This is a genomic window from Paraburkholderia sp. SARCC-3016, from assembly GCF_031119615.1.
In the GTDB taxonomy this organism is placed as follows: domain Bacteria; phylum Pseudomonadota; class Gammaproteobacteria; order Burkholderiales; family Burkholderiaceae; genus Paraburkholderia.
On record NZ_JAVHZD010000029.1, the window covers coordinates 19,744 to 41,711 of the forward strand.

General features: G+C 65.3%; 10 protein-coding genes. 2 read left to right on the forward strand and 8 right to left on the reverse strand.

Features of this window, described 5'->3' with window-relative positions; translation table 11 throughout:
- Window positions 1-33: 33 nt before the first annotated feature.
- Window positions 34-375, reverse strand: a complete 342-nt coding sequence (locus QYH69_RS26125) for an FKBP-type peptidyl-prolyl cis-trans isomerase (RefSeq protein WP_308834630.1) — start codon at window positions 373-375, stop codon at window positions 34-36.
- Between the two features lie 221 nt (window positions 376-596).
- On the opposite strand from QYH69_RS26125, the gene QYH69_RS26130 reads away from it, so the two are divergent.
- The gene (locus QYH69_RS26130) at window positions 597-1,403 is read left to right on the forward strand and encodes a histidine kinase dimerization/phospho-acceptor domain-containing protein (RefSeq protein ID WP_308834631.1); all 807 of its coding nucleotides are present in this window, start codon (window positions 597-599) and stop codon (window positions 1,401-1,403) included.
- Between the two features lie 190 nt (window positions 1,404-1,593).
- Entirely contained in the window at window positions 1,594-2,937 is a 1,344-nt protein-coding gene (locus QYH69_RS26135; protein WP_308834632.1) for a hemolysin family protein, read from the forward strand.
- 70 nt (window positions 2,938-3,007) lie between these two features.
- Here QYH69_RS26135 and treY read toward each other — a convergent pair whose 3' ends face one another.
- The 7 genes from treY to QYH69_RS26170 form a co-directional block, all read right to left on the reverse strand.
- Complete coding sequence (gene treY / locus QYH69_RS26140) at window positions 3,008-5,962, reverse strand: malto-oligosyltrehalose synthase (RefSeq protein ID WP_308834633.1); 2,955 nt, start codon at window positions 5,960-5,962, stop codon at window positions 3,008-3,010.
- Complete coding sequence (gene malQ, locus QYH69_RS26145; protein ID WP_308834634.1) at window positions 5,959-8,223, reverse strand: 4-alpha-glucanotransferase; 2,265 nt, start codon at window positions 8,221-8,223, stop codon at window positions 5,959-5,961. Before malQ ends, treY begins: the two co-directional genes overlap by 4 nt.
- Window positions 8,224-8,228: 5 nt before the next feature.
- Window positions 8,229-10,130: a malto-oligosyltrehalose trehalohydrolase gene (gene treZ / locus QYH69_RS26150; RefSeq protein ID WP_308834635.1), complete on the reverse strand. Its 1,902-nt coding sequence runs from the start codon at window positions 10,128-10,130 to the stop codon at window positions 8,229-8,231.
- 101 nt (window positions 10,131-10,231) lie between these two features.
- A complete protein-coding gene (glgX, locus tag QYH69_RS26155) occupies window positions 10,232-12,550 on the reverse strand; it encodes a glycogen debranching protein GlgX (RefSeq protein ID WP_308834636.1) in 2,319 nt (772 codons plus the stop codon).
- Window positions 12,551-12,671: 121 nt separating this feature from the next.
- Window positions 12,672-14,909 carry a 1,4-alpha-glucan branching protein GlgB gene (gene glgB, locus QYH69_RS26160; RefSeq protein WP_308834637.1) on the reverse strand — a complete coding sequence of 746 codons (2,238 nt, stop codon included), beginning with the start codon at window positions 14,907-14,909 and terminating at the stop codon, window positions 12,672-12,674.
- Window positions 14,902-18,375 carry a maltose alpha-D-glucosyltransferase gene (treS, locus tag QYH69_RS26165; protein ID WP_308834638.1) on the reverse strand — a complete coding sequence of 1,158 codons (3,474 nt, stop codon included), beginning with the start codon at window positions 18,373-18,375 and terminating at the stop codon, window positions 14,902-14,904. Before treS ends, glgB begins: the two co-directional genes overlap by 8 nt.
- 9 nt (window positions 18,376-18,384) lie before the next feature.
- On the reverse strand, window positions 18,385-21,936 hold the full coding sequence (locus QYH69_RS26170) for a maltotransferase domain-containing protein (protein ID WP_308834639.1): 3,552 nt from the start codon (window positions 21,934-21,936) through the stop codon (window positions 18,385-18,387).
- Window positions 21,937-21,968: the final 32 nt, after the last annotated feature.

Sequence of the window (21,968 nt, forward strand, 5' to 3'; positions counted from 1 at the left end):
CCTGATTCGGGCGTGGAAGCCCGGTCGTGAAGCTCAGACGTCGAGCAGTTCGACTTCGAACACGAGCGTCGCATTCGGCGGAATAACGCCACCCGCGCCGCGCGGACCGTAGCCCAGTTGCGGCGGAATCGTCAAACGTCGCACGCCGCCGACCTTCATGCCTTGCACACCTTCATCCCAACCCTTGATGACCATGCCGCCGCCGAGCACGAACGCGAACGGGTCGTTGCGGTCCTTGCTCGAATCGAACTTCTGGCCATCGGTGAGCCAGCCCGTGTAGTGAACGCTGACCGTTTGGCCCGCACGCGCTTCGTCGCCGGCGCCTTCGGTCAGATCTTCGTATTTCAGGCCCGATTCGGTGGTCACGGTCGGCATAAGTTGCTCCCTTGAAGTTCGATTGAAACCGGTATTGTAGGCGCGTTGCGTATATACAGCGAATCGGTACTGCGGCGCGCAGTTCTGCGCAATGGGCTTGCCTATAATGTTGGCTGGCGATCGAACCACGCTCCGAACCAAACGCCGAATCAAACGCCGAACTAATCCCGTTCGAATCAGACCCATTCGAATCAAACCGCGAATCACGAACTGTTACGAGGATGTCGACCGTGACTACGCCTTTCCCAGCGAACAGCAGCCATGAACTGGGCGTGCCCGGCGCCGCGGCGTCGGAACGGGTTGCCCGTTTGTGCGCGCAGACCGCGCTTTTCATGCGGGACCATGTGCTGTCGCTCGTTTCTCATGACCTGCGCAGCCCGCTCAACGCGATCCACAGCTGGGCCTACGTGCTCGAGCGCAAGATCGACGGCGCCGATGCGACCGCGCAGCGCGCGCTGGCAGGTATCCGCAGCGGCGTCGAGCAGCAGGTGCAGTTGCTCGAATCGATCGTCGACACCACGCGCGCCGAGACGAAGTCGCTCGTACTCAATCGCGAACTGATTGAATTGCGTCCGCTCGTCGATACGACCGTGATGGACGTGCGCGAAATGCTCGCGCAACCGCGCGGCGTGAGGCTCATGCTCGAAACGCCGCTTGCGGCCGAACAACTCGATGGCGACCGCGAGCGTCTTGCCGCCGCGCTCTGGCTCATGCTGACCTTCGCAACCGAAGCGAGTGCACCGGATTCGATCGTCACGCTCGACACGCACGCCGACACATCGATGTGGCACGCGACGGCGACATACACTGCGGCACTCGATGCGCTCGATGATGCCGCGCTACCGCATCTGCTCGAAACCTTTGCGCGCAAGCAGGCCTGCGAGCCGCGCGAAGCGGGGCGCATTGCGTGGGTGCTTGCGCTGTGCAAGCGCGTTGCCGAAGCGCATGAAGGCGCGTTCGAACAAGGCGAATTCGCGCAGGGACAGCAAGCGAAACTGTCGTTGCGTGTACCGTTGAACGCGGGTTGAATCGCAAGGCGCGCAGCAAGGCGGGCCCGGCCGCCGGTTCGCCACTGCGATTCCGACATTTCCGGCAGCTGGTCTCGTATCCGCTGTTATAAGCGCTTCTTTGGCGCTTCCCCGACGCTTGCGCGCACATGCCGCTTTCGCCGGTCTTTCACCCTCTATACTGGCGGTTTCGTCGCCGGAGCCCATCGCCTTGATTCAGGTCGTCGCCCTTATTGGTGCGTTGCTGCTCGTTGCCCTCAACGGCTTTTTTGTTGCGGCCGAGTTCGGTCTCGTGAAGTTGCGGCAGACGCGCGTGCAGACGCTCGCGCAAAAACACGGCGTACGCGGCAAGCTGCTTGCCACCGTGCATCGACGGCTCGACGCGTATCTATCGGCTTGCCAGCTCGGCATCACGCTCGCCTCGCTCGGCCTCGGCTGGATCGGCGAACCGGCCTTCGCGGATCTGCTGACGCCGGTCTTCAGCGTGCTCGGCGTCGAGTCCGCGCAGTTGATACACGGCATCTCGCTGTTCTTCGCGTTCTCGGTCATTTCGTTTCTGCATATCGTGGTCGGCGAACTCGCGCCGAAGTCGCTTGCGATCCGCCAGGCGGAGAAAGTCTCGCTGTGGGTCGCGTTGCCGCTATACGCGTTCTATTGGGCCATGTACCCGGCGATCTGGCTGCTCAACAACAGCGCGAATGCGGTGCTGCGTATCGCGGGTCTGTCGGCCGATCACGGCGGCGACACGCACTATTCGAACGAAGAACTGAAGCTCATTTTGCGCGCGCGCCGCACGAGCGTGGCCGACGAAATCGAACTGCCGGGCCGCACGTACAGTCCCGACGAATGGAACACGATTGCGCATTCGCTCGATTTCTCGCGCATGACCGTCTCCGATCTGATGCGGCCCGCGCACGAACTGGTGAGCTTACGCCGCGATCTGCCGTGGCGCGACAACATGCAGATCGTTGCGCGCCATCGCTTCAGCCGCTATCCGCTATTCGAAGACGCGTCGGGCGAACGCGTCGTCGGCACGATTCACCTGAAAGACCTGCTGCTCGCGCGGCATGCGGCCAACTCGCTGGACGACCTGTCGAAGTATGTGCGTCCCGTGCAATACGTGAAGCCCGATATGCCGGCACTCGAGCTGTTTCGCCGCTTTCGCAAGGGCGCGCCGCATCTGGCGCTGGTTGGCCACAAGCATGAGAAGCCGATCGGCTTTCTGACGCTCGACAATCTGCTCGGCGCGCTGGTCGGCCAGATTCACGACGAGTTCCGCCAGGGCGATCAGGACTGGACGCGCCTCGACGACGGCACGCTGATGGGCAAGGGCAGCCTGCCCGTGGTATCGCTCGAGCGCGCACTCGGCATCGATATCGATGAAGGCCGCGCGGAGTCGGTCGGCGGTCTCGTGATTCAGGCGCTGCGCGATTTGCCGGCCGAAGGGCAGCGCGTGGAGTTCGACCGCTTCGATATCGTCGTGAAGAAGATGACGGGGCCGCGCATCGTACTCGTGCGCGTGTACCCGAAGGTATTCGACGACGAAGGCGGTTGAATTGCGGTCGACCCGCGGTCGGGTCGCAGTCGGGTCGCGGTCGAGCCGCAGCCCGGAAGCGAAATTCCGCCTAAGCGCGCGGCACGCCATCCTCAACAAGCACCGCGACCGGCATCGACGTCAACGCATCGCGCAGATACAACAGTCCGTTGCCTGCAACTTTCGGCGCAGCCGGACTGACCCAATCGAACATCGCGCGACCGAACAGTTCTTCCGGCATCCGAACGGCTGTGTCTTCCCAGCGAGCGGGCTCGACAAGCGGAATATCGTCCGGCACGTTATCGCCGCCCTTGGCGTCGGCGCCGCGTTCGAAAAGCAGCGGCGCCGCAAGCCGCGTCGCGATCACGACGGCCCATGCATTGCCCTGCCGCCGCGCGAACGCAATCGCGCGCTCCGCATGTGCCCCTTCCACTGCTAGCGGCAAATACGCGCCCTGACTGAGCAGTTCCGGCAGATGCGTGCGCAGCGCGAGCATCCGCTGCACGATCGCGAGCTTCACGCGGCCATCGTGCCAGTCGGCAAGAAACGCCGAAGGCGGCTGTTCCGCGAGCATCGCAGCCCGTTTCTCGAAGTCGACAGGCCGCCGATTATCGGGATCGACAAGGCTGAAGTCCCACAGCTCGGTGCCTTGATAGAGATCCGGCACACCGGGCGACGCAAGCCGCAGGATGGTCTGCTGCAAACTGTTGACGACGCCCGCTCGGCTGATGCGCGCCACGAATGCGCACAATTCGCGCAGAAATCCATCGCGCCGTTGCGGCGCGAGAATGTCGAACAGAAATGCGCGGCACGCGTTTTCGAATGCTTCATCGGGCGCGAACCAGTTCGTGCGCAGCTTCGCTTCGCGCAGTCCCTTGAGCATCCATTGCGCGACGCGTTCCGCAAGCGCCGCGATACCATCTTCGTCGTCGGCGCTGAGATCGGGCAGCCAGCAGCCGACCAGCGTCTGATAGATCATCGCTTCCGCTGCGGGGCCCGGCGCCCAGTCGCTCGTCAATGCGTCGGCGGTCGTGTCGCCGGACAGCGCGCGCCGCTGCGGCGTATTCAAGATCGACCACGCGCGCAGCGTCGCGCTCCATTCGTCGGCGATTTCGCTGAGCACCGCGAGCCGCGCGCGCACGTCTTCGCCGCGCTTGTGATCGTGCGTCGCCGTGACGAGCATCGCATGCGGATAGCGCCGCGCTCGCTCGAGGTTGCTCGCATGGAACTGATCGACCGATATCGCGAACTCGCCGGGATCGGCGCCGACTTCGTTGCGCGAGATCAGGCGGCCATAGCGATAGCACGCGGTATCTTCGATCGCCTTCGCGGCAACCGGCGCGGTCAGTTGCGAGAACAACGTCTGCACCGTCCGTCGCGCGGCGACCGCATGATTGAATGCGCCAGCTGCCGCGCCTTGCATCGGCGGCTGCGCGTGCTGGTTCGCGCGCGCGTTCGGGCGCAGATCAGCGGGTTCGCGCGCGCTCTCGGCGCAAGCCTCGCGAGTGCCGGCAGCAGGCTCGTCGATGCCGCTGCCGAGCCACATATCGACATGCTCGAGCACCGTGCGATCCGCGCGCGACAGCATCTGCCGCGCGGCGTCGAGCGCCTTGTCGAAATAGACATTGTCGGCCGCACTGCGCACGCCGTTCTGCGGATAGATCCGGTAGACGGGAAAATGCGCGGCCAGCTCGCCGGTCACACGCCGGATCGAGGTATACGTGAAATCGCGCGTCGCGAGGTTATCGCGTGCAATGCGATGCAACGCGCGCGCGGCGCGGTCGAGTTCCGCCGCGAGGTTCTCGGTCAGAATCTTGCGGCGCGCGATTAGCGCTTCGTCGGCAAATTCCGCGCTACGTCCGCTGATTTCGGCCCACATCGACGCAAGCGGCTCGGCGCCGCGCGGATCGTGCAGCAAGGCGCCGACGTCGTTCATGAAGTCGTAGCCGGTCGTGCCGTCTACAGGCCAGTCGTCGCGCAACGGCTCGCCGCGCGCGAGAATTTTTTCGACCACGATATACGGCGCGCCCTCGCGCAATTCCGAGAGCCGCTGCCGCAGGCGCTGGCAATATTCGCGCGGCTCGGCGAGTCCATCGATATGATCGATGCGCACGCCGTCGACCACGCCTTGCGCATAGAGTCGAAACACGAGCGCGTGCACCGCCTCGAACACTTCGGGCCGCTCGACGCGCACCGCCGCGAGCGTGCTGATATCGAAAAAGCGCCGCCAGTTCACCTCGTCGGCGGCGGTGCGCCACCACGCAAGCCGGTAGTGCTGGCGCTCGAGCAGCCGATGCAGATGGTCGCGCGTCGACGGATCTTCAGGTGCGTATGCCTGGAGGAGAGACTCGATCGCCGTCGTGCCGTTCTGCCTTGCGAAATCGCGCAGCGCATCGCATGCTTGTGCCGCGCGCGGCTGATCGGCGGGTTGCGTCGTAAGGCCGCGAAACTGCGCGGCGATCGCGCTCAGATCGGCGCGATCGGCCGACTGCAGCAGCGCCGCGTAATCGACCGGGCACACGGGGCACACGTGATCGCCATACTCGATATTGAAGCGCCCCGTGTCCGCCGCGAAGCGCAACGCGATGCGGCCCGCGGCGAGCTCTTCGCCGTAGGGCGCGCCAAGGCACGGCAGCAGCACCTTGCCGCGCAGCGCGGGGTCCGGCGAATGCCAGTCCACGTCGAAGTGGCGCGCGAATGCGCTATGCCTGCCCCATTCGAGAATGTCGCGCCACCATCCGTTATGCGCGCCCGACCCCGCGACGCCCATATGATTCGGCACGACGTCGACGATCAATCCCATGCCGCGCTCATGCAGCTTGTCGGCAAGTCTCTTCAACGCGGTTTCGCCGCCGCACTCGGCGCTGACCCGCGTGTAGTCGACCGTGTCATAGCCGTGCATCGAGCCCGGCACGGCAGTCGTCACCGGCGACGCGTACAGATGGCTGATGCCGAGCGCGGCGAAGTAGTCGAGATGCTCGAGCGCATCGTCGAAGGTGAAGCCCCGATGGAACTGGAGGCGCAGCGTGGAGCGCGGGACGGTCATGGCGTGTTAGGCAAGGAGGAAGCGGCGGAGCCGGCAGCAGTGGATGAGCCGCCAGCATCTGGCGTGCCCGGCGCGCCGGTTCCGGCGGCCGTGCCTGCCGAGGCGGCCGCACGCGCCTCGTCGACCGCTCGCAGGCGATCGCACAAAGCCGCATCCGCGAACAACGCGTCGACCGGTTGCTTCACGCGGCGGCGCCAGTTCGGATGCTCGTCGATCGAGCCGGGCAGGTTCGGCTGCTCTTCGAGGCCGAGCAGGTCTTCGAGCGGGTAGGTCACGAGCGGGGACGGCGTCGCGGCGACGAACGCAAGTGCTTCGTCGACGGGCGCCTGCCCGGCCGGCGGCGCATCGACGTCGCGCGCGGCAACGCCGGCCTGCTGGAAGGCGCGCCACAGCGCGGCGCGGTCCGTCGCGCGTTCGGCCTGCGCCGCTTCGACCGGGTCGCGGCCGTCGCTGCGCGGCGCCGTCTGGCCGATACGGTTGCGCCACATGATGTCTTCGCCGCGCCACCAGCCCGTGACGGTCGGCAGATCGTGCGTGGTCGTCGTCGCGGTCGCGTGGCGATCCCATTCGGACGGCTGCAGAAATCCGTCGCCGTCGGGCGTGCGCTCGAACCACAGCACACGAATGCCCGAAAGGCCATGATCGGCGAGCCGCTCGCGAAATCCGGGCGGCACGGTGCCGAGATCCTCGCCGATCACGATCGCGCGATGACGCCACGATTCGAGTGCGATCAGGCGCAGCATGTCGTCGAGCGGATAGCGCAGATACGCGCCGTTCTTCGCACGCTCGCCCTCGGGCACGAGCCATAGACGGCGCAAACCGAGAATATGGTCGATGCGCACGCCGCCCGCATGCGCGAACACCGTGCGCAGCATGTCGATAAACGCGGAGAAGCCCTGCGTGCGCATCGCGCGCGGCGAGAATGTCGTCAGTCCCCACGACTGACCCGCCTGATTGAACAGATCGGGCGGTGCGCCGACCGACACGCCATGCAGCATGTCGTCGCGATACGACCACGCGTGACTGCCCGCGCTGTCGCAACCCACTGCGAGATCCGCGATCAGACCGACCGCCATCCCCGCATCGCGCGCCGCATGCTGCGCATGCGATAGCCCCTTCGCCGCGAGCCATTGCAGGAACAGATGAAATTCGACTTCATGCCGGTGTTCGTTCGCGAACGCCTCGACTTCGGGGCTGCGCGGATCGCGCAGCGGCTCCGCCCATTTGCGCCAGTAGCCTTCGCCGTCGGGCTGCGCGAGTTGCCAGGCGTGCAGCGCTTCGAAGCGCGCGTGATCTTCGAGCGCGCGGCCGCCGCGCGTGCAGAAGCCGTGAAACTCGAGTGCGCGCGGCAGATCCTGCGCGCGGTCGTGCGCACAGAATTGTTCGAACAGGATGCGCAGCACCTTGAGCTTGAGCGGCACGGCAGCAGGCCAGTCGATCAGCGGCAGCGTTTCGAGCTGTTGCCACGCGTCGCCCGCTTGCGCGGCTTCGATCGCATGGCGCGCGGCTTGCGCCCCGAATACGGCAGCGGGATCGATATGCGCGACGTTCAACCACAAGCGCGACGACGGCGCGTACGGGCTGAAACGCTGCGGCAGCGCGCTGAACATCGCGTGCGTCGGGCTCACGGCCAGCGCGTGGGCGCCGCGCTTCGCGCTTTCGATTGCGAGCGTCGCGAGAGACGTGTAGTCGCCGATGCCGCCATCGCCTATGCGACGCAGCCCATAGATCTGCGCGGCGATGCCCCATAACGGCGGCGTGGGTTTTTTGTCCGCATCGGCCGCATGCAGCGTGCGCCACGCATCGTCAACCGTGTAGCAGCGCGCCGGCGCGACGGCGAGTGTCATCCGGTGATCGTTGATGACGAGCGTGTGATAGCCGGGTTCGTCGATCGGCGCGAGCAAGGCGGCTTCGCCTTTGGGCGCGGTGAAACGGCCGTCGATCAGCGCGCCGCTCTCGAGCTCGATCCGATAGCGGCTGCCGGACTTGATCGAAGCCGCGGGTAGCGCGATGCCGCGTCCGCATTCGGCCGTCATCAACGGCGCCAGCTTGCGGCCCGACAGCTCGGCGTCGAGCGCGGCGCCGCTCTGGCGAATCTGCGTGGCATTGCCGCACGGCAGTCCCATTCGTTCGAGCAGTGCGGCGAGGGTGGTGTCCGGCACACGCCGCATCGTCTGATGCGCGTCTTGCCATTCGATTTCGAAACCGGCGCGTGTCGCAAGGCTGGCGATCGATTCGCTGGGGCGGCGGGCTGCTTTCACGCGCATCACTCCTCATTGGCGCGCCGTCGCGCATCGTGTCCGGTTGCGTATTCGCAGACGTCGCCGGTCAGCCACGCGACGAACGATTGCGCAGGCAGTTCGCTGTCCTCGATACGATCGCGCGCACGCGGCGGCGTTTCGAAGATCACCTTGCCCGGCGGCCGATCGGTCGAAGGCAGAGGCACGGGTTGGTCCGCAAGGTTCAGCACGATCGACAGCGTTTCGCCATCCGCGAGCTTCCAGCGCGCGGCGAGCGCCTTGGCTTCGCTGCCGTCCCGCGCTTTGAGCACCGACGCGCCAAGCGGCTTCGCATGCTTCAGGCGCGGCATGATCAGTTTCGCGCGCACGGCAAGCGCCGATTTGTAGAAGTGCATCCATTCGAGCCGTTCAGCCGATGTGTCGTCGGCGCCGCGCGGCGACGACTTCACGAACGTTTGCGGATCGTTCGGATCGGGAATCTGCGCGCGGCGCTTTTCGTCGGCGAACGAAGCGAAGCGCGCGAATTCGCGGCGGCGGCCTTCGCGGACCGCATCAGCGAGTTCGCCCGTGTAGTCGGTGAAAAACAGAAACGGCTGCTCGGAACCGTACTCTTCGTCCATGAACAGCAGCGGAATTTGCGGCGACAGCAGCAGCAGTCCGATGGCCGCGCGCAACGCGTCGTCGGAGCACAGCGTGCGCAACCGCTCGCCCATCGCGCGATTGCCGATCTGATCGTGGTTCTGCAGAAACATCACGAACGAAGTGGGCGGCAGGTGGCCGCTCGGTTCGCCGCGCGGCTCGTCGTCGTGGATCGGCGACGGGTCGCCCTGGTACGCGAAACCGCTCGACAGCACACGCGCAAGCTGGCGAATCGGCTCTTTCGCATACGCGTGGTAATAGCCTTCGGTCTCGCCGGTCAGCAACACGTGCAGCGCGTTGTGTGCATCGTCGTTCCATTGCGCGGTGAAATGCGTATCGAGCAGGTTCGCAGTGTTGCGCTCGTTTTCGAGGATCAGATGCACGTGGCGCCCGTGCTGCACTTTCGCGTGGATATGGTCCGCGACTTCGCGCAGCCAGTCGTCGTTGCGAATGGCGTGAACCGCATCGAAACGCAGTCCGTCGAAGCGGTATTCATTAAGCCAGTACAGCGTGTTGTCGCAGAAAAATTCACGCACCTCCGTGCGTTCGAAATCGATGGCCGGGCCCCATGGCGTATGCGTATTCGCCCGGAAAAACGGTTCCGCGTACTGATGCAGATAATTGCCGTCCGGCCCGAAATGGTTGTAGACGACGTCGAGTATCACCATCAGTCCGAGCCCATGCGCGGCATCGACCAGCGCTTTCAGATCGTCGGGGCGGCCATACGCCGAATCGGGCGCGAACGGCAGCACGCCGTCGTAACCCCAGTTGCGCTCGCCGGGGAACTCGTTGAGCGGCATCAGCTCGATGGCGGTCACACCGAGTTCGACGAGCGACGGCAGCTTCTGCTTGACGCCTTCGTAGCCGCCGAGCGCGCCTACATGCAGTTCGTAGATCACCGCTTCTTCCCACGGTCTGCCTTGCCACTGCGTGTGCTGCCACTGATACGCGCGTGGGTCGATGACTTCGCTCGGGCCATGCACGTCCTGCGGCTGAAAACGCGACGCGGGGTCGGGCACGCTCAGCTTGCCGTCGAGACGGTAGCGGTACAGCGTGCCGGGGCCGCATGCCGTTTCGAGGTCGAACCAGCCGCCGCCCGATTCGTTCATCCGATGTGCGCCTTCGCACGCGCTGCCGTTTTCGATCACGAGTTCCACTTTCTTGCATGACGGCGCCCAGAAGCGAAAGCGCGTGCGCGGCTTCGTGCCGCGCGCGCCGAGCACTTGCGCGCCGAACGGCAGGCAGTGCGCGTGTTCATGCGCGTGGGGATCGACTGCTCGGTCATGCATGATCGTCACCTTTGGTTATGCGGCGGGCCGACTCGGAGTGAGCCCCCGAAGTGAGCCCCCGAAGCGAGCCCTTGGCGCCGACGCCGGTCCCGAGCCCGGCATCACACGCCGGGCTCGGGTGGCCGCGCGGTCAGAAGACTCGAACCGTGCTGCTTGCCGGCCATCCAGCCGGCCTGCCAGTCCGCGTCGCCGGCTGGTCGCGCTGCAAGCACGACCAGCGCACGCGCAGCCACTTCGAGATCGGGCGCCGCGAGCGGATGCGGCGGCGCATCGGGGTCCGCCGAATCAACTAGCACGTGCCATTCCAGATGCGGCGGCGGGGGGGTGAAGCGCAATGCGTCAGCCGACGCGTTCAACATCATCAACAATACTTCCGTTTCGCCGTCGAGTCCCGGACCCGCGCGCCGCAATGTGAACGCGCGGCCTTCGGGGTCCTGCCACGCTTCGATCGACAGCGGCTCGCCGCGCTCGTCGAACCAGCCGACGTCGTAGAGTCCCGGCAGCACCTCGCGATCGCCGACGAGAAAGCGCGTCTCGCGCAGCAGCGGATGGTGTTTGCGCAATGCGATCATCCGTGTGACGAACGCGGTCATGCGCTGGCCTTCGGGCGACCGGGCAAGCGTCCAGTCGATCCAGGAAATCTCGTTGTCCTGGCAGTACGCGTTGTTGTTGCCGCGCTGCGTGCGGCACGCTTCGTCGCCGGCGAGCAGCATCGGCGTGCCGAGTGCGATGAACAATGTGCCGATGATCGAACGCGCGACGCGTGCGCGCGTTTCTTCGATCGCGGCCGCCGCCGCGGCGGCTTCGGCCGACACATGCTCCTTGACGGCGAGCTGTCCGTCGTTCGACGCTTCGACACCTGCTTCGCCGTGCATCGCTCCGTCGTTCGATTCGCTGCCTGCTTCACCACCTGCCGCCATCGCGCTGACCGGTCCTTCCACACCCCAGTTCGAACTGTAGTTTTCGTTGTGCCCGTCGTGGTTGTTCTCGCCGTTGATCTCGTTGTGCTTTCGCTCATACGAAACGATATCCGCGAGCGTGAAGCCGTCGTGCGATGCGACGAAGTTGATCGACGCGGTCGGCTTGCGAAAGCGCCGGTTGAAGAGGTCCGCGGAGCCGGTCAGCCGTGCAGCGAGATCGGGGCGCAAGCCTGCGTCGCCGCGCCAGAAACGCCGCACGCAATCGCGAAAACGGTCATTCCATTCGGCGAAGCCGGGAGGATGGCCGCCAAGCTGATAGCCGCCGGGCCCGATATCCCATGGCTCGGAGATCAGCTTGCGTTGCGAGAGCACCGGATCCTGACGGATCGCATCGAAAAAACCCGAGCCCGGATCGAAGCCCGCGGCTTCGCGGCCGAGCGTGACGCCGAGATCGAAGCGGAAGCCATCGACGTTGAACGCCGTCGACCAGTAGCGCAACGAATCCATCACCATCTGCAGCACGCGCGGATGCGTGACGTTCAGCGTATTGCCGCAGCCCGTGTCGTTGATGTGATGGCGCTCGTCGCCGGGTATGAGCCGGTAGTAGCTCGCGTTGTCGAGGCCGCGCCACGATACGGTCGGCCCCGTCTCGTTGCCCTCGCACGTGTGGTTGTAGACGACGTCGAGAATCACCTCGATCCCCGCCGCGTGCAGTTGCCGCACGGCAATGCGCATCTCGTCGAGCCGGTGCGATGTCAGATAGGACGGCTCGGGCGCAAAGAATGCCGCTGTGTTGTAGCCCCAGTAGTTGCGCAGCCCGCGCTCGACGAGAAAACGGTCGTTCAGGAACGCATGCACGGGCAGCAGCTCGACGGCCGTTACGCCAAGCTTCAGCAGATGATCGATGAACTCGGGCGAAGCGAGCGCCGAAAACGTGCCGCGTTCGGGCGGCCGCAGATCGCCGCGCAGCATCGACGCGCCGCGCACATGCGTTTCGTAGATGATCGTGTCGCCCCACGGCACATTCGGGCGCCGGTCGTGCGACCAGTCGAATGCCTCGTCGATGACCACGCATTTGGGCATGGCGGGCGCCGAGTCGCGCCGGTCGATCGATAGGTCGAGCCGGTTCGAATGCATGCGGTAGCTGAAGAGCGCGTCGGACCAGCGGAAATGTCCGAGCAGCTTGCGCGCATAAGGGTCGAGCAGCAGCTTGTGCGGATTGAAGCGATGGCCGTGCTGCGGCTGATACGGTCCGTGCGCGCGAAAACCGTACACGGTGCCTGGATGCGCGTGCGGCAGATAGCCGTGCCAGACCTCGTCGGTGCATTCGGGCAGCGCATAGCGCCTGATTTCCTTGCGGCCGCCCGGTTCGAACAGGCACAGCTCGATGCTGTGTGCGTTAGCGGAAAAGACCGCGAAATTGACTCCCAATCCGTCCCAGCTCGACCCCAGCGGATAGGGCGAGCCCGGCAACAGCCGGTCGGGCAGTACATGCGACATGGTTCCCGTTCCTTGTTTCGGCTTGTGCGTGTTCCTGCGTGCGTTTGCGTGTGCCGGGGGCTAACAGCCATGACACCGTACGCGACGCAGTTGCGTTGCAACCGCGTCGCGACTCCGCCGATCAATCCGCGCGCAGCACGATCGTCGCCAGCGGCGGCAGAATCAGCGAGGCCGAATGCGGCCGGCCGTGGCTCGGCACGTCCTCGGTATAAATGAGACCGCCGTTGCCGAGATTCGATCCGCCATAGATCGCCGCATCGGTATTCAGAATCTCGCTCCATCGGCCGTGGCGCGCCATGCCGACGCGGTAGCCATGCCGCGGCACCGGCGTCATATTGCACACCGCGACGATCTCGCGTCCTTCGCCGTCCATGCGCCGGTACGCGTATACGCTGTTTTCCGCGTCGTCGCCGATAATCCATTCGAAGCCGCCGGGCTCGCTATCCATCTGATACAGCGCGGGCTCGGCGCGATATGTGCGGTTCAGGTCGCGCACGAGCTTTTGCAGGCCGTGATGCATTTCGTCGTCGAGCAGATGCCAATGCGGCGAGCCGTCGTGGTCGAATTCGGCGAACTGGCCGAACTCGCCGCCCATAAACATCAGCTTCTTGCCGGGATGTGTCCACATGAAGCCGAAGTACGCGCGCAGATTCGCGAAGCGCTGCCAGCGGTCGCCCGGCATCTTGCCGATCAGCGAGCCTTTGCCGTGCACGACTTCATCGTGCGACAAGGGCAGCACGAAGCGCTCCGAATACGCGTACACCATGCCGAATGTCATGTTGCGATGGTGGTAGCGGCGATAGACGGGGTCTTCGTGCATATAGTGCAAGGTGTCGTGCATCCAGCCCATGTTCCATTTGAACTGGAAGCCGAGGCCGCCGCTATCGACAGGCGCCGTGACGCCGGGCCACGCCGTCGATTCCTCGGCGATCGTGATGGCGCCGCGCACGCCCGGCATATGCTGCACTTCGTGGTTGAGGCGTTTAAGAAACGCGATCGATTCGAGATTCTCGCGGCCGCCGTAGATATTCGGCACCCATTGGCCGGCCGCGCGCGAATAGTCGCGATACAGCATCGACGCGACCGCGTCGACGCGCAGCCCGTCGACGTGATAGCGCATGAGCCATGCAAGCGCGGAGGCAATCAGGAACGCGCTGACCTCGTTGCGGCCGAGGTTGTAGATCATCGTGTTCCAGTCCTGGTGATAGCCTTCGCGCGGGTCCGAGTGCTCGTAGAGCGGCGTGCCGTCGAATTGCACGAGACCGTGCGCATCGTTCGGAAAATGCGCGGGCACCCAGTCGAGAATCACGCCGAGGCCGGCCTCGTGCGCGCGGTTCACGAAGCTCGCGAACTGCTCGGGTTTGCCGAAGCGCGCGGACGGCGCGAACTGCGAGAGCGGCTGATAGCCCCACGAGCCGCCGAACGGATGCTCGGCGATCGGCATGAACTCGATATGCGTGAAGCCCATCTCCTTCGCATACGGAATGAGCCGGTCCGCGAGTTCGGACCAGTCGAGGCCGCGATGGCCTTCTTCGGCGATGCGCAGCCACGACTCCGCATGCACTTCGTAGATCGAAACCGGCGTACGCGGCGTTTGCAGGTTGCCGCGCGATTCCATCCATTCGCGATCGGTCCACGCGAACTGCTCGATCTCGTCGACGTGCGCGACCACCGATGCGGTCGCGGGCGGCCGTTCGGTCTGCATCGCGCACGGGTCGGCCTTGAGCGGCAGCGGATGGCCGTCGCGCGAGAGCATCTCGTACTTGTAGCGTGTGCCCGCGCCGATCTGCGGCACGAACAGCTCCCAGACGCCGGCCTGATGGCGCAGCCGCATCGGATGACGCCGGCCATCCCACGAGTTGAAATCGCCGACGATCGAGACGCGTCGCGCGTTCGGCGCCCATACCGCGAAGCGCACGCCCGGCACGCCGTCGAGCACGATCGGGCGCGAACCGAGGCACTCGAGCACCGCATACGGATCGCCCCACGCGACGCGTTGCAGCGGTTCGTCGCCGAGCACCGGCCCGAACGCGTACGTGTCTTCGATTTCCTGCACGGGACCGTGCCAGTCGATGCGCAGCCGGTACGGCACCGCTTCGCTGACGGGGCCCGCGAACAGCCCGCCCGCATGCACCGGCTGCAGTTCGCCGAGCACGCGCCCATCGTCGCGGGCGACGACGCTCACGCGTGCCGCGTTCGGCAGCATCGCGCGCACCACGGGGCCGGCATCGGTCTGATGCATGCCGAGCTGCGAGAACGGGTCGGGATGGCGCGCGTCGACTAGCGCGTTCAGATCGAGCGGGTTCAACCCCGCCACGGCGCGTTGCGCGGCGTCATGCACATTGCTTTGCTCACTCATAATCGCCCTCTGCGGCGTCGTTCGGCGGCGCACTGCCGCCCGGTGAATGCTGTATCGGCCCGCCGGGGGGCGTGCCCGTGTCGCCGAGCAGCCGGCTCGTGAGCGCGGCGAGACCGCGCACCGGCAGACCGAGCCACGACGGCCGGTTCGCCGCTTCGTAGCGGATTTCGTACGCGGCCTTTTCGATCAGGAACAGGTCGAGCAGGGCCTGCTCGTCGGCGGCTGCGACGATTCGCTGCGGCGACGCCTCGAGCGCCTTCCGGTATTCGGCGAGGAAGGCCTCGGCCGCGTGCGTGCGGAAGCGGTCGAACAGCGCGCGCTTGCGATCGGCGGTCGGTTGCGGCGCGGCTTCGGTGGTCGACTGCGCAGCGGCGCTCGCGTACGACAGCGAACGCAGGAGGCCCGCGACGTCGCGCAACGGACTCGATTTCGCGCGGCGTTCCTCGAGGCTGCGCGCCGGCTCGCCCTCGAAGTCGATGAGGAATGCGTCGCCCTGCGCGACGAGCACCTGGCCCAGATGGAAGTCGCCGTGAATGCGCGTGCGCAACGCGTTCGCATCGGCGTTCACGAGATTTTCGACAGCCTCGACGAGCAGTTCGCGCCGGTCGAGCACGCTGCGCGCGAGCAGCAGCGAGTCTTCGGACAGGTGGGCGGTGCTCTTTTCGAGCACATCGAGCGCAGCCGCGAGCATCGACTGCGTGCCGTCGATCCACGCGCGCACCTGCTCGCCCGTGGCGGCCTCGGGCGAGAAGGCCGGATCGTCGGATGGCGCGGCGAGCACGACGTGCAATTCGCCGAGCCGTTTGCCGATCATGCCGATAAACATCGAATATCCTTCGAACGCCTCTTCCTCGTTGATGCGGTCCTGCGTCGGCTCGCCGTCGATCGCCAGCGCGAGTTCGTCGATCGTGCGGCGCAGATAATCGAGCGCCCAGTTCCACGCATCGCCCTGGTTGTCGACAAAGCCTTGCAGGATCGACAGCGTATGCGGGACGCCTTGCGGATCGACGCGCACGACTTCGCCGAACAAAGGCGCGGTATTCGCATAGCCGCGCAGCGTCAGATAGCGCGTCATTTCCGCTTCCGGATGCACGCCGTTCATCAGGCGCCGCACGAGCTTGAGCACGATCGCATCGGCGATCACGAGCGAGCTGTTGCTTTGCTCGGCCGCGAGCCAGCGGATTTCGGGCGCGTCGCCGAGTTCGAGCTCGTCGAAGCGGTCGGTCGGGATAAAGCGGATTTCGCTCTTCTGCACGGTCGGCACGGCGGCTCGCTCGCGCAGCTTCTTAAGCGTGCCGTACGCGAATTGCGGCAGCGCGAACGCGTCGGTCAGGTGCCCGATATTGCGCGCGCGCCGCACGCGAGCGAGCGCGAGCTGCATGAAAAGCGGCGTCGTCGTGTCGGTGCCCCAGGTGATTGCGAGCGGCAGCACATAGCGTTCGGTATGTTCGTTGCCGCTGGCGCCGACATCGGCTTCGATTTCGGTAAAGGCGAAGCCGGCTTCGGGAATCGTCGTCAGTGCGGCGAGGCGCACCGCGTTCAATTTCTGGTCCTTCGATGCAAACCAGCGCCGCCGCACGAGCCACGACGGTAGCACCTCGGATTCGAGCAGGCGCACATTCTCCGGCGTCGGGCCCGCCTGCCCTTCGCGGATCACGATCGTAACGAAATCGGGCAGTGCTTCGGACGGCGCCTGGCTCCATGTCGGCCGCTGGTTGCTCGAGCACAGCAGGAACCACAGGAAGCCGTACGGAGGAAACGTCAGCAGATAGCTGAGCTGGCCGATCGCCGGGAATACCGAATCGGACGTCATCTCGACCGGCACCGTGCCTGCGAATTCGGACAGATCGAGTTCGACCGCCTGCGGCGCGCGCGACAGATTCGCGACACAGAGAATCGCCGGCTCGCCGGGCATTTCGCGCAGATACGCGAGAATCTTGCGATTGCTCGGTTTCAGGAAGCGGATCGTGCCGCGACCGAACGCATGCTTCGAGCGGCGCGTCGCGAGCATGCGGCGCGTCCAGTTCAGCAGCGAATGCGGATCGCGGCTTTGCGCTTCGACGTTGACCGCGTCGAAGCCGTAAAGCGATCCCATCACGGGCGGCAGGACGAGCTGTTCGGGGTCCGCGCGCGAGAAGCCGCCGTTGCGGTCGGACGACCATTGCATCGGCGTGCGTACGCCGTCGCGGTCGCCGAGGTGGATATTGTCGCCCATGCCGAGCTCGTCGCCGTAGTAGATGACGGGCGTGCCGGGCATCGACAGCAGCAGCGAATTGATCAGCTCGATGCGGCGCCGGTCGCGTTCCATCAGCGGCGCGAGGCGCCGCCGAATGCCGAGATTGAGCCGCGCGCGGCGATCGGTCGCGTACGTGTTCCACAAGTAATCGCGCTCGGAGTCGGTGACCATCTCGAGCGTCAGCTCATCGTGATTGCGCAGGAAAATCGCCCACTGGCAGCTGTCGGCGAGATCCGGCGTCTGTTTCATGATGTCGGTGATCGGAAAGCGGTCTTCGCTCGCGATTGCCATGTAGATGCGCGGCATCAGCGGGAAGTGGAATGCCATATGGCATTCGTCTTCGTTGCCGAAATATTCCTGCACGTCTTCCGGCCACTGATTCGCTTCGGCGAGCAGCATCCGGTTCGGATACTCGGCATCGATCGTCGCGCGGATCTTCTTCAGAATGGCGTGCGTCTCGGGCAGGTTCTCGTTGTTCGTTCCTTCGCGTTCGACAAGATACGGCACCGCATCGAGGCGCAACCCGTCGATGCCCATATCGAGCCAGAAACGCATGACTTGCAGCACTTCGCGTAGCACGGCGGGATTGTCGAAGTTCAGGTCGGGCTGGTGCGAATAGAAGCGGTGCCAGTAGTACGCGCCCGCGACCGGATCGTGCGTCCAGTTCGACGGCTCGGTATCGATGAAGATGATGCGCGTGCCCGTGTATTTCTGGTCGGTATCGGACCACACGTAGTAGTTGCGGTGGTTCGAGCCGGGCTTCGCGCGCCGCGCGCGCTGGAACCACGGATGCTGGTCCGACGTGTGATTGATCACGAGCTCGGTGATCACGCGAATGCCGCGCGCGTGTGCTTCCTGGATGAAGCGTTTGACATCCGCGAGCGTGCCGTAGTCGGGATGTACGTTGCGATAGTCGGCGATGTCGTAGCCGTCGTCGCGGCGCGGCGACGGATAGAACGGCAGCAGCCAGATCGCATCGACGCCGAGTTCCGCGATGTAGTCGAGCTTCGCGAGCAGGCCGGGAAAATCGCCGATGCCGTCGTTGTTCGCATCGAAAAACGACTTGATGTGAACCTGATAGATGATCGCGTCCTTGTACCAGAGCGGATCGTCGGACAGCGTCGACGCTTTGCGACGCCGCGCGGGCCGAGGCTCCGTAACCGGCTCTTCGACGGTCGGATCCGCGATGGTTGCCTGTAATGCGTTTTCAGAAGGATCGTCACGCTTCATGTCGCACCTTCATTCGGAGAATGGGTCGGCGAAGCCGCTGCCGGTGATGGTCTGATCGGCCGCGTTTTCCGCTTCCGGTATCGCTTCGCGCGGCAGGCCGCCCGCGGGTTCGATGCGCCAGATCGCAAACGGCCGGGTGTTCGGGTCGAGCCGCACGTGCTGCCAGCGGCCGTGCCACTGGAAGCGCTCGCCGCTCATCTGATCGACCACGTCGACGGCAGCGTGGTCGTGCAGCTGCCAGCGGTTGAACGTGGCCCATGAGAGTTCGATATCGGCGCCCTGTTCATTGAACGGATCGAGATTGATCGCGACGACGATCACGTTGTCGCGCGCCTCGGTCGCCTTTTCGAAGAACAGCACATGGTCGTTGTGCGCGGGCAGGAACGTGAGGCCGAGATGCGAATGCAAGGCCGGATTCGCCCGGCGGATGCGATTCAACGCGCTGATCTCGCCGACGATATTGCCGGGCCGGTTCCAGTCCCACGCGCGCAACTGGTACTTCTCCGAATCGAGATATTCCTCGCTATTCGGCAATGCCGCGGCCTCGCAGAGCTCGAAGCCGCTATAGACGCCCCACAACCCTGATAGCGTGGCCGCGAGCGCCGCGCGGATCACGAAGCCCGCGCGCCCGGACCATTGCAGATGGCGCGGGTTGATGTCCGGCGTGTTCACGAAGAAGTTCGGGCGGAAGTATTCGCGCAGGTTCGTCTGCGTAAGCTCGGTCAGATACTCGGTGAAGTCGCGCTTCGACTCGCGCCACGTGAAATACGTGTACGACTGCGAAAAGCCGACCTTCGCGAGACGCGCCATCACGCGCGGCCGCGTGAACGCTTCCGAGAGAAAGATCACGTCGGGATGCCGCCCGCGTACGTCGGCGATCATCCATTCCCAGAACGGCAGCGGCTTCGTGTGCGGATTGTCGACGCGGAACAGGCGCACGCCCGCGTCGATCCAGAACAGGATCACGTCGCGCAGCGCAATCCACAGATCGGGTTTGGCGTCGCGCGCGTAGAAGTCCGGATTCACGATATCCTGGTACTTCTTCGGCGGATTCTCCGCGTAACGCAGCGTACCGTCGGGCCGCCATGCGAACCATGTCGGATGTTCTTTCAACCATGGATGATCGGGCGAGCACTGGATGGCGAAGTCGAGCGCGATTTCGAGGCCGTGCTCATGCGCGGCCGCGAGCATGCGGCGGAAATCGTCGAGCGTGCCGAGTTCGGGATGCACGGCCGTGTGGCCCCCCGCTTCTGAGCCGATCGCATACGGGCTGCCCACATCGTCGGGGCCCGGGGTCAGCGTGTTGTTGCGGCCTTTGCGGTTCGCCATGCCGATCGGATGAATCGGCGGGAAATACAGCACGTCGAAGCCCATGTCGCGAATGCGCGGCAGCTTGCCGATCACGTCGTCGAAGGTGCCGTGGCGATGCTCGTCGTCGCTCATCGAACGCGGGAAGATCTCGTACCAGCTCGCGAAGCGCGCGGCGGCACGCTCGGCGTCGATCCTGTAGACCGCGCCGTCGCGCGATAGCCCTGGCCGGTGGCGCGTGGCAGCGACAGCCTGCGCGGTCGATGGCGCGAGCACGATGCGCAGCCGTTCCGACGTATCGGCTTTCGCGAATGCCGTGACGATCTTCTTGAGCGGTTTCGGGTCCGCGCTGCTTTCGTCCGCGCCTTTGTCGGGGGTTTTGTCGGTGCCTTTGTCGGCGCTTTTGTCGATTTTGCCGGCGTTTTTGCCTTCGGTTTCGTTGGCCGTTTCGCTCTCGGCGAGCGCCAGCGCGAACAGATGCCTGGCTTCCTCGATCTCGAGTTCGACGGTCTGGTTCGCGTTGAGCTTTTTCTGCATGTGGTCGACGAGCGACGCGAAGTCGTCGCGCCACGCGATCACCGTGAACTCGTGGCGGCCGACGCGTTCGAGCGGGATATGCGCCTCCCACAGGTCGTTGCCGGCCGGCTTCACGGGCGTCATCGGCACTTCGTGCCACGCGGTTTCGTCCGCGGCGCGCCAGATCACCGCGGCCGCGATCTTGTCGTGTCCTTCGGCGAAGATCGCGGCTGTGATCGGCACGCGTTCGCCGACTACGCGCTTGGCCGGAAAGCGCCCATAGTCGACCGACGGCGATACGCTTTCGATCGCGACGCGCGGCGCGGCAATCGCATCGAGTACCGTCTTGCGCGCGGAGGTCTTGCTCGTGCGCTTGTCGATCGGCGGTGCGAGCAGAATCGGCTTGTCCGGCACCACGCCAAGCAGCGTGAAGCCGGCCGGCGCAATGGCGAACGGTTTGAGCGGCACAGAGGCCTTCGCGGGGCGCGCGTTGCCGCTGTCGCCTGTCACCGTGAGCGGCACGAAGCGCGTGAAGCTGCCCGGCACGCCGTCGAGGAAACGCGCAGGATCGGCGCGCACCGGCACGCTCAGTTCAGGATTGAATACGGCCAGCACCGCTTCTTTAGCGTCGCGCAGATCCGGTGTGTCGCCGCGCAACAGCACGGCGAGCGGCGCATTCGGCGCGCTCAGCATGCGCAGTTCGCCGGTGGTTTGCAAAGTCCACGTGTCGCGCTGCAAAGCGTTGGCGCGCCTGACGGCTCCGCTCAGGTCGAAGCGCCGCGCGCGGCATTGCTCGGCGAATGCGTGCGCGTCGCCATGCAGATACGACATCGGTTCGGCGATACCGTACTCGAAGCCCATCGGCATCATCCAGCCGGTGCCGATTGCGGTCGCCGCGGCCAGTCCGCGCCGGTACGTGCGTTCGACGATCGTCGCATCGTGCGTGTCGGCGACATCGTCAACGAGGCGCGTGCCATACGGCGCTTCCGGAAACGCGATCGGTGCGCCGACGCTTTGCAGCGCCGTATGTTCGTCGACCATCCACGGCGCGCGGAAATCCCACCAGCGCGACGACGAGAACACGCTGTCGAAGCCCGCGCCCTGCAGAGCCAGCACGTCGGCGCGCGCGAGCCCGGGCGTCGCGGCGAGAAAGCGCACCGACGGATGCTGCTCGTGCACAGCCGCGCGCAGCCGCCGCCACACGGCGTTCGGCACGCGATGCGGCGAATCGAAGCGAAAGCCGCCGACGCCGGCCTGCGCGAGCGTGCGCAGTACCTCGGTCCACCAGCCGGTCAGAGAGTCGGCGGCTTCGCCGTGAAAATCCGCGTAGGCGACGTTGTCTTCGTGCCGCGCGTGACGCGGATCGAGGCGCGCCTCTTCGGGCTCGAATGGATGGAACCAGTCGCGATGCGCGTTGAAGAGCACGCCGTCGGCCGCGACGCGGTCGATCACGAGGTCGACGAGCAGTGTGAGGCCGTACTGCCGCGCGGACTGCGCAAGGCGTGAAAGTGCGTCGGCCGTGTTTTCGCCCGAGCCGAACACGGGGTGCAACTGCGCATGGTCGCTGACGATCTGCGTGTGCCCGGCCGCGCCTGGTTTGAACAGCGCGCCGATCAGGACATGGTCGAAGCCGAGCGAGGCCGCGTGCTCGAACTGAGCGGGCCACGCATCGAGCGGGCCGGCGAGCAGGGAATGAATAAAGTAGATCCGCGGCGCATACGCATGGGGAGCTTGCATCGATCGTTTCCAGATTCGTCCTGCCGCGGCGT